The sequence below is a fragment of the Serratia proteamaculans genome (assembly GCF_946227095.1).
GTDB classification, from domain to species: Bacteria; Pseudomonadota; Gammaproteobacteria; order Enterobacterales; family Enterobacteriaceae; genus Serratia; species Serratia proteamaculans_E.
On sequence record NZ_CAMISV010000003.1, the window covers coordinates 363,241 to 377,570 of the forward strand.

Below are 14,330 nucleotides of genomic sequence, written 5' to 3' on the forward strand. Positions count from 1 at the left end.
TTTCACTCGGGTTACCCGCATGAGCGTTTTAACAGGGTACTGCCTCTAATGCCGCCGTTCAGACTGTTTTGAACGACAGGTTTTTTCACATCGGTTACGAGTCGAAATTGTTGGGGATGATTACCCCCTTATCAAAGCGCGATTCTTTCAACGCTTCCTTGACCCGCTTCAAGTTATCTCTGAATTTGGCCCCTCTGCGCAAGGTAAATCCGGTGGCCAGAACGTCGATGAGCGTTAATTGCGCAATTCGTGACACCATCGGCATATAAACGTCGGTATCTTCCGGTACATCGAGCAACAGTGCCAGGGTTGCCTCGTGCGCCAGAGGGGTATCACGCGAAGTGATGGCAATGACCGTGGCGTCATTTTCACGTGCCAGCTGTGCCATTTCCACCAGGTTTTTGGTGCGGCCGGTGTGAGAGATTAACACCACCACATCTCCCTCGCTGGAGTTCATGCATCCCATGCGTTGCATGACGATGTCATCGAAATAGACTACCGGAATATTGAAGCGGAAAAATTTGTTCATGGCGTCGTGAGCGACGGCCGCCGAGGCGCCTAAACCGAAGAAAGAGATTTTTTTTGCCTGGGTTAGCAGGTCAACCGCACGATTGATTGCTGCAATATCCAAATTTGCCTTTACTGTATCCAGACTGGCCATTACAGATTCGAAAATTTTACCGGTATAGGAAGCAACGCTGTCATCTTCCTCCACGTTACGGTTTACGTACGGGGTGCCGTTGGCCAGGCTTTGGGCAAGATGCAGTTTAAAATCGGGAAAACCCTTGGTATCGAGGCGGCGACAAAAGCGGTTGACGGTGGGCTCGCTCACGTCCGCCATGCGGGCCAGCGTCGCGATACTGGAGTGAATAGCGGTCTGCGGGGAGGCCAGGATCACCTCAGCGACTTTCCGTTCAGATTTGCTCAACAGCTCCAGATGGCTCTGGATTTTTTCCAGCGTATTCATATAACGAGAGTCACTCATGGGTTTTGTCGATTTCAATCAAAGGAGAAATCAATGCCGGTTTAGTGAAAATATACTACGTGCTGGTAACCGTTGGCAGTGTCGACAGAGGGTATGCAGAGTTTTTTCATCAGAACATGACCTGTGTCTAACTTTCATAATGGTAAAAGGGCGTCAAAAAAGACAGAAAATTACAGTTTTTAGTTTGGTCAGCGGGATTTACCACCGACAGCGCTTAACACTGCAATTTCTGGGGCTTTTTTTCTGCTTTTGATCCGGGTTTACTGGCCGTAGTTAAAGAGAGTACATTAGTAATGTAAGAAAATTACAAATATCCTGCAACGAGGAGATGAACATGGCGGTAACCTCTACAGCCCAGGCGTGTGACCTGGTTATTTTCGGCGCGAAAGGCGATTTGGCGCGTCGTAAGCTGTTGCCTTCCCTGTACCAGTTAGAGAAAGCCGGTCATATCCACCCGGATACCCGTATTATCGGCGTCGGCCGTGCCGAGTGGGATAAAGAAGCCTACACCAAGGTAGTCAAGGAAGCGCTTGGCACCTTTATGAAAGAAAAGCTGGATGACGAACTTTGGGCCACGCTGAGCGCGCGCCTGGATTTCTGCAACCTGGATGTGAACGACAGCAAGAACTTTGCCAAACTGGGCAAAATGCTGGACCAGAAACATCGCACCACCATTAACTACTTTGCCATGCCGCCAAGCACCTTCGGCGCGATCTGCAAAGGCTTGGGTGAAGCCAAGCTGAACCACGATCCGGCGCGCGTAGTGATGGAAAAACCGCTCGGTACCGATCTGGCGTCTTCCCGCGTGATTAACGATCAGGTTGCGGAATACTTCAACGAGACTCAGGTTTACCGTATTGACCACTATCTCGGTAAAGAGACAGTGTTGAACCTGTTGGCGTTGCGTTTTGCCAACTCACTGTTCGCCTCCAACTGGGACAACCGTACCATCGACTCCGTGCAGATTACGGTGGCGGAAGAGGTGGGGATTGAAGGGCGCTGGGGCTACTTTGACCAGGCTGGCCAGATGCGCGACATGATCCAGAACCACCTGTTGCAGATTCTGACCATGATCGCCATGTCACCCCCGGCGGACTTGAGCACTGACCGCATTCGTGATGAGAAAGTGAAGGTTCTGCGCTCACTGCGCCGCATCAATCAGACCAATGTGCGTGAAACCACGGTACGTGGCCAGTACACCGCCGGCTTCGTACAGGGCAAAAAGGTACCGGGCTACCTGGAAGAGGAAGGGGCGAACAAAAGCAGCAATACCGAAACCTTCGTCTCCATCCGTGTCGATATCGACAACTGGCAGTGGGCCGGCGTGCCGTTCTACCTGCGTACCGGTAAGCGTCTGCCGACCAAATGTTCTGAAGTGGTGGTCTACTTCAAGAACCCGCCGTTGAACCTGTTCAGCGATTCTTACCAGCAGCTACCGCAGAACAAATTGACCATTCGTCTGCAGCCGGATGAAGGCATCGAGATCCAGGTGTTGAACAAGGTCCCGGGGCTGGATCACAAGCACCGTCTGCAAACCACCAAGCTGGATCTGAGTTTCTCAGAGACCTTCAACCAGGAGCACGTGGCCGATGCCTACGAGCGCCTGTTGCTGGAGACCATGCGTGGCATCCAGGCGCTGTTTGTGCGCCGTGATGAAGTGGAAGAAGCCTGGAAGTGGGTGGACTCCATCATGGACGCGTGGAAAGCGGATAACGAAGCGCCGAAGCCGTATCAGTCCGGCACCTGGGGCCCGGTTGCCTCGGTGGCAATGATCACCCGCGATGGCCGTTCCTGGAACGAGTTCGAATAATGACCCGGCCGGCAGATTATCTGCCGGCATTTTTTTGCCTGCAGTACCGGGGCGCAACATCACTTGGGGTACGGCCGGACGCCCGCGTTTAGACGCGGAGCCCTGTGGCAGGGGCGTGCCATTGATAACCCGTAAGTAATGGAGAAGTAACGATGAAAAACTGGAAAACCAGCGCAGAACAGATCCTGACCGCAGGCCCGGTGGTTCCGGTGATTGTGATTAACAAACTGGAACATGCGGTGCCGTTGGCCAGGGCGCTGGTAGCCGGTGGCGTGCGCGTATTGGAAGTCACCTTGCGCACCGCCTGCGCCATAGACGCGATCCGCGCTATTGCGACAGAGGTGCCAGAGGCGATTATCGGTGCCGGTACGGTGCTTAACCCGCAGCAGTTGCAGGCGGTGACCGAGGCCGGTGCGCAATTCGCCATCAGCCCGGGCCTGACAGAGTCGCTGCTGAAAGCGGCTACCACAGGTACCATTCCATTGATTCCGGGCATCAGCACCGTTTCAGAGCTGATGCTGGGCATGGATCATGGCCTGCGGGAGTTCAAGTTCTTCCCGGCGGAAGCCAACGGTGGCGTGAAGGCGCTACAGGCGATCGGCGGCCCATTCCCGCAGGTGCGTTTCTGTCCGACCGGCGGTATTACGCCGAACAATTACCGTGATTATCTGGCGCTGAAAAGCGTGCTGTGTATCGGCGGATCCTGGTTGGTGCCAGCCGATGCACTGGAAAATGGTGACTACGCCCGCATCACTGAACTGGCGCGAACCGCGGTTAACGGCGCCACGGCGTAACCCACGCCGGGCCTGGGTTCGGCGATTATTGGGCCGGTCCAACTTAAACAAAGGTTCAACGGCTTGTTGGGCCTTTTTTTATTTTTAAATTAGTTAACTTTCTTATTTTTAAACTGTTTTTTTATGGTTTTTGCGAAAACAGCGGTTTGCTTTATAATTATTGCTATGGTACAACTATCTTAGTTAAAAATTTTACTTGATGAGGATATTGGGCAAATCGCACTCCGTGTAACAAGATTATGTGCGGCTGAGAATAGAGAATACTTATGATGACAACTAATGGAATTACCCTCAGAACCTCTACTTGCCAGCTTTTCCTGTCTGCCATCCTTGCCAGTGAGCATCACTGGTGCAGCGAGCTATAGCGTCTTTCTCCCTTAACCGGTGCTGGTGACAGGCTCAGACCTCCGTCATTCCGCGTAGCCGGGCAAACATTTTTATTACGTTTGGGTCAGTTTATCCCCAGGGATCTCTGCGTCGTCAGCGCCTCGTTGCGCCTGTCTGACGAGATAAATCGGGATAAATATGCCTTAGCGTGCGTTATTCGCCGTTTGGGAGAGAAATCATGATTTATTGGATCTTTTTAGGTTTGGCCATTGTGACCGAAATTATCGGTACCCTGTCAATGAAATACGCCAGCGTCAGCGGCGGCATGACCGGCCATATTGTGATGTATGTGATGATCACCGCGTCGTATGTGATGCTGTCGTTGGCAGTTAAACGCGTTGCACTGGGGGTTGCTTATGCCCTGTGGGAAGGTATCGGCATTCTGTTTATTACCCTGTTCAGCGTAATGTGGTTTGATGAGCCGATCTCGGCGTTGAAAGTGTTGGGTCTGGTCACCCTGATTGCCGGTATCATGCTGGTCAAGTCCGGTACCCGCAAGCCACGTAAACAGGCCACTCCGCGAGGTGACAACCATGCAACAGCTTGAGTTGTACCACATCGCGTTTCTGGGGCTGGCGATCGTGCTGGAGATTATTGCCAACATTTTCCTGAAAATGTCGGACGGTTTCCGCAAAGTTTGGTTGGGTTTGCTGTCTTTGTTGTCGGTGCTGGGGGCGTTCAGTGCGCTGGCGCAGGCAGTGAAGGGGATTGATCTGTCGGTTGCCTATGCATTGTGGGGCGGTTTCGGTATCGCCGCGACCATTGCTGCCGGCTGGATCCTGTTCGGTCAACGACTGAATGCCAAAGGCTGGATCGGTCTGGTGCTGTTACTGACGGGAATGGTGATCATCAAACTGGCTTAATCAGCAGCCGGTGACACCCAATAAAACCGCAGGCGTTATCGTCTGCGGTTTTTTTACTTTACAGCGCGGCAATAATTTTGATTTCAACCTTGTACTTCGGGTTCATCAGTTTGGCTTGCACAGTGCAACGCACTGGGGCGCTACCGGCAACCACCCAGGCATCCCAGGCCGCATTCATTGCAGCAAAGTCGGCACCGTCGGCCAGAAAAATAGTGGCGTCCAGCACCCGGCTTTTATCGGAGCCCACACGGGCCAGGATCACATCAATTGCCGCCAGGGCGTTAGCGGTCTGCGCAGTAGCGTCATCATCCAGATTTTCCGGCACGCTGGTGTAATAAACGGTGTCGTTGTGAACCACGGCTTCGGACCAGCGCTGGTCCGGATCAATTCGTTCGATATTCATTCAGTTATCTCCATATCATCATCACCTTAAGGGTATCACAGCCCCCGGTAGAAATGCTTGATGATAAAGTCGGTGGTAGCCGCGCGGCAGGATTGGCATAATCAACGCTGAATGACACCGGCAGAGAGATAGCGTGACAGACGATTTCGCAACAGACGGCGCCCTGGCGCAGGCAATCAAGGGTTTCAAACCGCGTGAAGCACAGCGGCAGATGGCGGAAGCGGTTACCGAAGCCATTAACTTCAAGCAGGAACTGGTGGTCGAAGCGGGCACCGGCACCGGTAAAACCTTCGCCTACCTGGCACCGGCACTGCGGGCCGATCGCAAAGTGATTATTTCCACCGGTTCAAAGGCGCTGCAGGATCAGCTTTATGCACGCGATCTGCCCACCGTCGCCAAGGCGCTGAAGTACAAAGGCAAGATGGCGTTGTTGAAGGGGCGCTCCAACTATCTGTGTCTGGAACGTCTTGAACAGCAGTCGATGGCCGGTGGTGAACTGGCCGGACAGGCGCTGATCGATCTGGTCCATCTACGGAAATGGTCATCAATGACCAAAGAGGGTGACATCAGCAGCTGCAGCGACGTGGCGGAAGACAGCTTCGTCTGGCCGCTGGTGACCAGCACCAACGATAACTGCCTGGGCAGCGACTGCCCGCTGTATAAAGATTGCTTTGTGGTCAAGGCACGTCGCCGCGCCATGGATGCCGACGTGGTGGTGGTAAACCACCATTTATTCCTGGCGGATATGGTAGTGAAAGAGGGCGGCTTTGCCGAACTGATCCCCGAGGCCGATGTGATGATCTTCGATGAAGCGCATCAGATCCCGGATATCGCCAGCCAGTATTTTGGCAAACAGCTGACCAGCCGCCAACTGCTGGATCTGGCCAAAGATATTTCCATTGCCTACCGCACCGAAGTGCGTGACGCGGCTCAGTTACAAAAAAGTGCCGACCGCCTCAGCCAAAGCACACAGGACTTCCGTTTGATGCTGGGGGAGCCGGGGTTTCGCGGCAACCTGCGCGAGGTACTGAGCCAACCCAATGTGCAACGTGCCTTATTGCTGCTCGATGACGCGTTGGAGCTGTGCTACGACGTGGTCAAACTGTCTCTGGGTCGTTCGGCCCTGCTGGATGCCGCCTTCGAGCGTGCCACGCTGTATCGTGCGCGCCTCAAACGTTTGAAGGAAGTCAATGAACCGGGTTTTAGCTACTGGTATGAGTGCAACTCCCGCCATTTTGTCCTGGCGCTGACGCCGCTGACGGTAGCCGATCGTTTCCGTGAACTGTTGGACGAGAAACCGGGCAGTTGGATCTTCACCTCGGCAACCCTGTCGGTTAATGAACAAATGGGGCACTTTACCGAGCGCCTTGGCCTGAACAAGGCGAAAACCTTGCTGCTGGCCAGCCCGTTCGACTACGCCAAACAGGCATTACTGTGTGTACCGCGCTTTCTGCCTTCACCAAACCAGCCGGGGGGGGCCCGGCAACTGGCGCGTATGCTGCGCCCGCTGATTGAGGCCAATAACGGCCGCTGTTTCTTCCTCTGTACCTCTCACCAGATGATGCGCGAACTGGCGGAAGAGTTCCGTGCGACCATGACCTTGCCGGTCCTGCTGCAGGGGGAAACCAGTAAGGGCCAACTGTTAGCGCAGTTTGTTGAATCCGGTAATGCGTTGCTGGTGGCGACCAGCAGCTTCTGGGAAGGGGTGGACGTGCGCGGCGATGCTTTGTCGTGCGTGATCATCGACAAGCTGCCGTTTACCTCGCCAGAGGATCCGTTGTTGAAAGCGAGGATTGAAGATTGTCGGTTACGCGGTGGCGATCCGTTTAACGACGTGCAATTGCCGGATGCGGTCATCACCCTGAAACAGGGCGTTGGGCGTCTGATCCGCGATACCGACGATCGCGGCGTACTGGTGATCTGCGATAACCGGTTGGTGATGCGGCCGTATGGCGAAGTGTTCCTCAACAGCCTGCCGCCGACGCCGCGCACCCGTGATATCGCCCAGGCGATTGCCTTCCTGCAGGCAGAGCGCTAGCGGATAGGCGTGACCACAGGGCTGTGCTACAATGCGCGCCCTGTATGAAAAACCCTGTTTTTTTCCCGCCTGAGGTTGGCATGTCCACGCGAATTTTAGCGATCGATACAGCGACGGAAGCCTGTTCCGTTGCTATCTGGAATCAAGGCGAAATCCACGCCCTGTTTGAACTGTGCCCACGTGAGCATACGCAACGCATTTTACCGATGGTGCAGCAAGTGCTGGCGGAATCCGGTATCACCCTTAATCAGCTCGATGCTCTGGCCTTTGGCCGCGGGCCCGGCAGCTTTACCGGCGTGCGCATTGGCATCGGTATCGCACAGGGCCTGGCGCTGGGTGCCGGTTTGCCGTTGCTGGGTATTTCCACGTTGCAGACCATGGCGCAGGGCGCTTGGCGCGTCACCGGGGCTGATCGAGTGCTGGCGGCGATAGATGCGCGCATGGGGGAGGTTTACTGGGGGCAATTTGAGCGTCAGCGAGACGGTCATTGGCTGGAAAGTGAAGGCGAAGCGGTTCTTTCGCCATCGCAAGCGTTGGAACGAGCGCAAGGCCTGCAAGGCCACTGGGCCCATGTGGGTACCGGCTGGCAAACCTATCCGGATCTGGTCAGCGGTTCCTCGTTAAGCCTGAGTGATGGTCAAATGCTGCTGCCGCAGGCGGAAGATATGCTGCCGTTGGCGTTGCATGCCTGGCAGCAGGGGCTGGCGGTCGCGGTCGAAAATGCCGAACCGACTTACCTGCGTAATGAAGTCACCTGGAAAAAATTGCCGGGGCGTGAATAGCGCAACCTATTGTGCTTTGACGGCAATCGGGATATGAATGAACTGCAACTTGCTCTGTGAATTGATGTCAAAGTTACAGCTATTTCAGGAGATTGCGACGATGTTAACCCGCACTGTAAATAAAAAAATGTCGCTGCTGGCTATTGCCGGTGGCGCGCTGGTGCTGTCAGGCTGTGTCACCGTACCTGACGCCATTAAAGGCAGCACGGAAACACCGGTGCAGCAGTTGTCCTCGGTGCAAAATGCACCGAACCTGTTTGTTGGGGCCGAGGCCCGCTTTGGTGGTACCGTGGTGAATGTTGCCAATGATCAGGGGCGCACGGTGTTGGAAATCGCCACTGTACCGCTCGACTCCGGTGCCCGGCCTATTTTGGGCGAACCGTCGCGGGGGCGTTTGTTAGCCTCGGTTAACGGTTTCCTGGAACCGGTGGATTTCAAAGGTCAGCTGGTTACCGTGGTCGGGCCGATCACCGGCGTGAGAGACGGCAAGATTGGCATGACGCCGTACAAGTTTGTCACCATGAATGCTACCGGCTATAAACGCTGGCATCTTACCCAACAGGTGATGATGCCACCGGCGCCGATGGGGCCATGGGGCTGGCGTGGCGGCACCTGGGGCCCGGGGTGGGGCGTGGGTTATGGCTGGTACAATCCTGGCCCGGCACAGGTACAAACCATCGTTACCGAATAGTGTTAGTTAGGCATTCACCATTTTATTAGGGCGGCTCCGGCCGCCTTTTTCTTTTGGCGCAGGGAAACGGCGCCAATTAGTGACGTACATCGCAACCTGAATATTGTTTAAAACTCAAACTGGTCTGCTGAGTTAAAATATTGTTATGGTTTGGCTGCATATTTAGGGGCTGCGATGATAATGAATAATGATTTCAGGAGTAATACCTTGGATAAGGTCTGGTTAAAACGTTACCCGGCGGATGTTCCGGCAGAGATCGACGCCGATCGTTATTCATCTTTGGTCGAAATGTTTGAAAACGCGGTTCAGCGTTATGCGGATCAACCGGCTTTCATGAACATGGGCGAGGTGATGACATACCGCAAGTTGGAAGAGCGCAGTCGGGCTTTTGCCGCTTACCTGCAAAATGAGCTGGGTCTGCAGAAGGGCGATCGTGTTGCGTTGATGATGCCGAATCTGTTGCAGTATCCGATCGCGCTGTTTGGCATTTTGCGAGCCGGGATGGTGGTGGTCAACGTTAATCCGCTGTATACGCCGCGTGAACTTGAACACCAACTGAACGACAGTGGTGCCAGCGCTATCGTGATTGTCTCCAACTTTGCCCATACGCTGGAAAAAGTGGTGTTCAATACCCAGGTAAAACACGTGATCCTGACGCGCATGGGCGACCAGCTCTCCGCCGCCAAAGGCACCTTGGTTAACTTCGTGGTGAAATACATTAAGCGACTGGTGCCGAAATATCATCTGCCGGCTGCGGTTTCCTTCCGTAGCGCGCTGCAACGTGGGCGTCGTCAGCAGTATGTTAAACCCGACATCATCAATTCCGACCTGGCGTTCCTGCAATATACCGGTGGCACCACCGGCGTGGCCAAAGGCGCGATGCTGACGCACCGGAACATGCAGGCCAACGTGGCGCAGGCCAAAGCCGCCTACGAGCCGCTGTTCCGCGATGGTCAGGAACTGATTGTTACCGCACTACCGCTCTACCACATCTTTGCGTTAACGGTGAACTGCCTGCTGTTTATTGAATTAGGCGGCCGCAATCTGTTGATCACCAACCCACGCGATATTCCAGGGCTGGTGAAAGAGCTGGGGCGTTATCCGTTCACCGCGATAAGTGGGGTGAACACCTTGTTTAATGCGCTGCTGAATAATGACGATTTCCATCAGCTCGACTTCTCGACGCTGCGTTTCTCGGTCGGTGGCGGCATGTCGGTGCAGAAAGCGGTGGCGGACAAGTGGGAAAAAACCACCGGTAAGCACCTGCTGGAAGGCTATGGTCTGACCGAATGTGCGCCGTTGGTGACCTGCAACCCGCACGATTTGAAACACTACAGCGGCAGTATCGGTCTGCCAGTACCTTCCACCGATATTCGGTTGGTGGATGATAACGGCAATGATGTGCCGGTCGGCGAGCCGGGCGAACTGTGGGTCAAAGGGCCGCAAGTTATGTTAGGCTACTGGCAGCGGCCGGATGCCACCGATGAAGTGTTGAAAGAGGGCTGGCTCGCGACGGGTGATATCGTTACAGTGGACGAGATGGGCTTTGTACGTGTCGTCGATCGTAAGAAAGACATGATTCTGGTTTCCGGGTTTAACGTATACCCGAACGAGATTGAAGACGTGGTCAGCCAACATCCGAAAGTGCTGGAATGTGCGGCGATCGGCGTACCGAATGACGTATCCGGTGAAACGGTTAAGATCTGCGTGGTGAAGAAAGACGCCTCGCTGACCAAAGAAGAGCTGTTGACCCATTGCCGTCGGCAGCTTACCGGGTATAAAGTGCCTAAAATTGTTGAGTTCCGCGACGAGTTGCCGAAGTCTAACGTCGGTAAGATTTTGCGGCGAGAACTGCGTGATGAGCAGAAAAAACCTGTGGCGGCCGATGCCGCCTAGGCTATCATCCACGCCTTACAGATCAACAACGCCGGTGAATGCCGGCGTTGTTGTGTTTGAATCATGAAAGCGACCAAGAGAATGACGTTTTGAACTATCAGTTGATCACTACCGATGCCGGATTGCAGCAGGTCTGCGAGCAGGCGAAAAAGCATGCCCAGATTGCGCTGGACACCGAATTTGTCAGAACGCGCACTTACTATCCGCAGTTAGGCCTGATTCAGTTATACGATGGTGAACAACTCTCCCTGATTGACCCCTTGCCAATCAAGCAGTGGCAGCCGTTTATTGAGCTGCTGAGCAACACACAGATAGTGAAGTTCCTGCACGCCGGCAGTGAGGATCTGGAAGTGTTCCTCAACGCCTTCAAAACCCTGCCGACGCCCCTGGTCGATACCCAAATCCTGGCGGCCTTTACCGGTCGACCTATGTCCTGTGGTTTTGCCACCCTGGTCGCGGAGTATATGCAGGTGGAGCTGGATAAAAGCGAAGCCCGTACCGACTGGTTGGCGCGTCCATTAACGGAAAAACAGTGTGTTTACGCCGCTGCCGACGTGTTCTATCTGCTGCCAATGGCCAAACGGCTGGTGCAGGAGACGGAAGAGGCCGGTTGGACCGCGGCTGCCAGCAATGAATGCCTGCTGTTGTGCCAACGTCGTAGCGAGACGCTGGCGCCGGAATTGGCCTACCGTGAAATCACCAACGCCTGGCAACTGCGTCCGCGCCAGTTGGGTTGTTTGCAGAAGTTGGCGGAATGGCGACTTCGCCAGGCGCGTGAGCGTGACCTGGCGGTGAACTTCGTGGTGCGTGAAGAGAATCTCTGGCAGGTAGCGCGTCATATGCCGACCTCGCTGGGAGAGCTGGACTCGTTGGGCTTGAGCGGTCCGGAAATCCGTTATCACGGCAAAACGCTGCTGGCACTGGTGGCAGAAGCCGGTGAACTGGATGAGTCGGCATTGCCGGAGCCGTTACCGAACCTGATTGACCAGCCGGGTTATAAGAAAGTGTTCAAGGAAATCAAAGCGGCGATCGTCATTGTCAGTGAGCAGAGCGGCTTAAGCAGCGAATTGCTGGCCTCGCGTCGGCAGATTAATCAGTTGCTGAATTGGCATTGGAAATTGAAAGCGGGCGACAATTTGCCAGAATTAGTCAGCGGTTGGCGCGGTGATTTATTAGCGGCGCCGCTTCAGGACATCTTGAAGGATTATTAATCGGGTTGTGAAAAAATCGGGGCAGGGTTAAGGAAACACTGCTCTGAATATTGATTAAAAATAATTGAAGTAAAGACACTTACTGGCAGCATTTACTTTAAACAACCATGACGCAAGATTAATTGAGATTATTCCCAAAGGGTAAAAATGATTATTGGGTCTTTTTTATCTCAATAACTGGTTATGCATACAGTTACCCCCTGTAGAAAATATACAGGGGGTAATTAATGCGTCACGCTCATTTAGTTACTTCTTCCGATTCCGGTAATGTCACGTTGAGTTCAAGTACCGAAATATCATCCCCTTTCTGCTCAAACTGCACGTGCAGCATTTCAGGGTCGATTTGAATGTATTTGCAAATTACCGCCAGAATATCGCGTTTCAAATCAGGCAGATACGGGGGCTCGCTGTCCCCCCTACGACGCTCCGCGACGATAATCTGCAGCCGTTCCTTGGCTATATTGGCTGTCTGCTTTTTGCGGGACAGAAAGAAGTCTAGTAATGCCATGGTTTATCCCCCAAAAAGGCGTTTCAGGAAACCCTTCTTCTCTTCTTCAATGAAGCGGAAGGGGCGTTCTTCCCCTAACAAGCGGCTAACGGTATCGTCATAGGCCTTGCCGGCATCGGATTCGGCATCAAGGATCACGGGTTCACCCTGGTTGGAGGCCCGCAGTACGGACTGGTCTTCCGGGATAACGCCAACCAGTGGAATGCGCAGTATCTCCAGCACGTCTTCCATGCTCAGCATATCGCCACGGCTAACGCGACCCGGATTATAGCGAGTCAGCAGCAGATGTTCCTTGATCGCCGATTCGCCTCGTTCAGCACGACGGGATTTGGACGACAAAATGCCCAGGATACGGTCAGAGTCACGTACTGAGGAGACTTCCGGGTTGGTGGTGATGATGGCTTCATCAGCGAAGTACAGGGCCATCAGTGCGCCGGTTTCAATGCCCGCCGGAGAGTCACAGACCACAAAGTCAAAATTCATCTCACCCAAATCGTTAAGGATCTTTTCAACGCCTTCGCGGGTCAGCGCGTCTTTATCGCGTGTCTGCGATGCAGGCAAGATAAACAGGTTATCGGTGCGCTTGTCTTTGATTAACGCCTGATTCAGCGTGGCATCACCCTGAATGACGTTAACGAAATCGTAAACAACCCGGCGTTCGCAGCCCATGATCAGGTCAAGATTACGCAGACCGATATCGAAATCGATCACCACGGTTTTCTTACCTTTCTGGGCTAAGCCGGTAGCGATGGCCGCGCTTGAAGTGGTCTTGCCAACGCCCCCTTTACCCGATGTAACAACAATAATGCGTGCCATGAAATGGATTCCTTGTCAAAAGGGCTTAATTTAAAGGTTGTATGGTTAAAGCGTTATCCAACAGGCTGAGTCGTACTGCCTGCCCGACATAGTCGGACGGGATTTGGTCGCTCAACCAGTACTGCCCTGCGATAGAGACTAGCTCAGCACCCAGGTGCGTGCAAAAAATCTGGCACTGTGTATCACCTGAAGCACCGGCCAGCGCACGACCGCGCATCATGCCGTAAACGTGAATATTGCCATCAGCAATTAATTCGGCGCCGGCGCTGACGCTGCTGGTCACTATCAGATCGCTGTTGCGGGCATAAATTTGTTGGCCGGAACGGACAGGGGCACTGATGATGCGCGTCTTGGCGGGGGCGTTGGGATCCACCACCGGGGCAGGCGCGGGCGCCGGTTCCGGGGCGGCCATCTTCTGGCCTTTACCTTCGTTCAACAACGGTAACCCGGCACGGGCTATCGCGCGTTTTTGCCGCTCATCTCTGCAACCGCTGATACCCACAACGCGCAGCCCTGCTGCCGTGACAGCCTGTTGAAGTTCTTTCCAGTTTGCATCGCCGTTCAGCGTAGCAACGTTGATAACAACAGGGGCGTTTTTCAAAAAAGCGGGCGCTTGCTCGACTTTTTCCAGTAACGCCTGACGTATTACCTCGGGTTCCGAATTATACAAATGAACAACCGATAGGGTAAAACTGCTGCCTTTTAGCTCAATTGGCGATTGTGACATCTATCCTGACTCAGTCTCAGCAACTTTAAATCCCCGGAATACCAATCGGGGTGCGATATTCCGAAGTACTATAAGCATGTTATAGTCAGAGTTATATCCAGGCAAGACGCTGCCCCAATTAAATAGAGTTAAAAACATGCTTTGTGTGATCTATAGAAGCCCCAAACGCGATCAAACTTATCTTTATGTCGAAAAAAAAGACGATTTCTCCCGAGTGCCGGAAGATCTGATGAAAAGTTTCGGTGCGCCACAATTGGCGATGGTGCTTTCCCTTGAAGGTCGGGAAAAACTAGCCTCGGCAGATATTGATAAAGTGAAAGAGGCCCTAAAAGAAGAAGGGTTTTATCTGCAGGTGCCACCGCCGTTGGAAAATTTATTAAACCAGCATCTGTCTGACGACAAAAAATAACCGTCGTTGG

15 protein-coding genes are annotated in these 14,330 nt (G+C 53.7%); 10 read left to right on the forward strand and 5 right to left on the reverse strand.

The window, feature by feature from the left end:
• Window positions 1-94 precede the first annotated feature (94 nt).
• Window positions 95-967, reverse strand: a complete 873-nt coding sequence (locus tag OC597_RS08315; protein ID WP_261256532.1) for a MurR/RpiR family transcriptional regulator — start codon at window positions 965-967, stop codon at window positions 95-97.
• Window positions 968-1,319: 352 nt separating this feature from the next.
• Between OC597_RS08315 and zwf the strand changes: the two genes are divergently transcribed.
• The 4 genes from zwf to mdtI all read left to right on the forward strand — a co-directional run bounded on the left by zwf (window position 1,320) and on the right by mdtI (window position 4,839).
• On the forward strand, window positions 1,320-2,795 hold the full coding sequence (gene zwf, locus OC597_RS08320; RefSeq protein ID WP_085117144.1) for a glucose-6-phosphate dehydrogenase: 1,476 nt from the start codon (window positions 1,320-1,322) through the stop codon (window positions 2,793-2,795).
• A gap of 152 nt (window positions 2,796-2,947) precedes the next feature.
• Window positions 2,948-3,589, forward strand: coding sequence for a bifunctional 4-hydroxy-2-oxoglutarate aldolase/2-dehydro-3-deoxy-phosphogluconate aldolase (locus OC597_RS08325; RefSeq protein ID WP_261462918.1), 642 nt, complete (start codon window positions 2,948-2,950; stop codon window positions 3,587-3,589).
• Window positions 3,590-4,154: 565 nt separating this feature from the next.
• The gene (mdtJ, locus tag OC597_RS08330) at window positions 4,155-4,523 is read left to right on the forward strand and encodes a multidrug/spermidine efflux SMR transporter subunit MdtJ (RefSeq protein ID WP_176979420.1); all 369 of its coding nucleotides are present in this window, start codon (window positions 4,155-4,157) and stop codon (window positions 4,521-4,523) included.
• Window positions 4,510-4,839 carry a multidrug/spermidine efflux SMR transporter subunit MdtI gene (gene mdtI, locus OC597_RS08335; RefSeq protein ID WP_261256536.1) on the forward strand — a complete coding sequence of 110 codons (330 nt, stop codon included), beginning with the start codon at window positions 4,510-4,512 and terminating at the stop codon, window positions 4,837-4,839. The genes mdtJ and mdtI overlap by 14 nt, the downstream gene beginning before the upstream one ends.
• Before the next feature lie 58 nt (window positions 4,840-4,897).
• Here the strand turns inward: mdtI and OC597_RS08340 are convergent, their stop codons facing one another.
• Complete coding sequence (locus OC597_RS08340; RefSeq protein ID WP_044551823.1) at window positions 4,898-5,242, reverse strand: RidA family protein; 345 nt, start codon at window positions 5,240-5,242, stop codon at window positions 4,898-4,900.
• A gap of 133 nt (window positions 5,243-5,375) precedes the next feature.
• Here OC597_RS08340 and yoaA point away from each other — a divergent pair, with 133 nt between their 5' ends.
• From yoaA to rnd, 5 genes are all read left to right on the forward strand, one after another.
• Complete coding sequence (gene yoaA / locus OC597_RS08345) at window positions 5,376-7,280, forward strand: DNA repair helicase YoaA (RefSeq protein ID WP_085117141.1); 1,905 nt, start codon at window positions 5,376-5,378, stop codon at window positions 7,278-7,280.
• 80 nt (window positions 7,281-7,360) lie between these two features.
• On the forward strand, window positions 7,361-8,062 hold the full coding sequence (gene tsaB, locus OC597_RS08350; protein ID WP_262208345.1) for a tRNA (adenosine(37)-N6)-threonylcarbamoyltransferase complex dimerization subunit type 1 TsaB: 702 nt from the start codon (window positions 7,361-7,363) through the stop codon (window positions 8,060-8,062).
• Window positions 8,063-8,162: 100 nt separating this feature from the next.
• A complete protein-coding gene (locus tag OC597_RS08355; protein WP_085117140.1) occupies window positions 8,163-8,753 on the forward strand; it encodes a Slp family lipoprotein in 591 nt (196 codons plus the stop codon).
• A 207-nt stretch (window positions 8,754-8,960) separates the two neighbouring features.
• Complete coding sequence (gene fadD / locus OC597_RS08360) at window positions 8,961-10,649, forward strand: long-chain-fatty-acid--CoA ligase FadD (protein ID WP_261256539.1); 1,689 nt, start codon at window positions 8,961-8,963, stop codon at window positions 10,647-10,649.
• A gap of 89 nt (window positions 10,650-10,738) precedes the next feature.
• The gene (rnd, locus tag OC597_RS08365) at window positions 10,739-11,860 is read left to right on the forward strand and encodes a ribonuclease D (protein ID WP_261256797.1); all 1,122 of its coding nucleotides are present in this window, start codon (window positions 10,739-10,741) and stop codon (window positions 11,858-11,860) included.
• Between the two features lie 238 nt (window positions 11,861-12,098).
• Here the strand turns inward: rnd and minE are convergent, their stop codons facing one another.
• The 3 genes from minE to minC are packed head-to-tail and all read right to left on the reverse strand — an operon-like array spanning window position 12,099 to window position 13,911.
• Entirely contained in the window at window positions 12,099-12,368 is a 270-nt protein-coding gene (gene minE, locus OC597_RS08370; protein WP_012145482.1) for a cell division topological specificity factor MinE, read from the reverse strand.
• Window positions 12,369-12,371: 3 nt separating this feature from the next.
• Window positions 12,372-13,184, reverse strand: coding sequence for a septum site-determining protein MinD (minD, locus tag OC597_RS08375; protein ID WP_012145481.1), 813 nt, complete (start codon window positions 13,182-13,184; stop codon window positions 12,372-12,374).
• A 25-nt stretch (window positions 13,185-13,209) separates the two neighbouring features.
• Window positions 13,210-13,911: a septum site-determining protein MinC gene (gene minC, locus OC597_RS08380; protein WP_085117126.1), complete on the reverse strand. Its 702-nt coding sequence runs from the start codon at window positions 13,909-13,911 to the stop codon at window positions 13,210-13,212.
• A 136-nt stretch (window positions 13,912-14,047) separates the two neighbouring features.
• On the opposite strand from minC, the gene OC597_RS08385 reads away from it, so the two are divergent.
• Window positions 14,048-14,320: a YcgL domain-containing protein gene (locus tag OC597_RS08385; protein WP_261256544.1), complete on the forward strand. Its 273-nt coding sequence runs from the start codon at window positions 14,048-14,050 to the stop codon at window positions 14,318-14,320.
• Window positions 14,321-14,330: the final 10 nt, after the last annotated feature.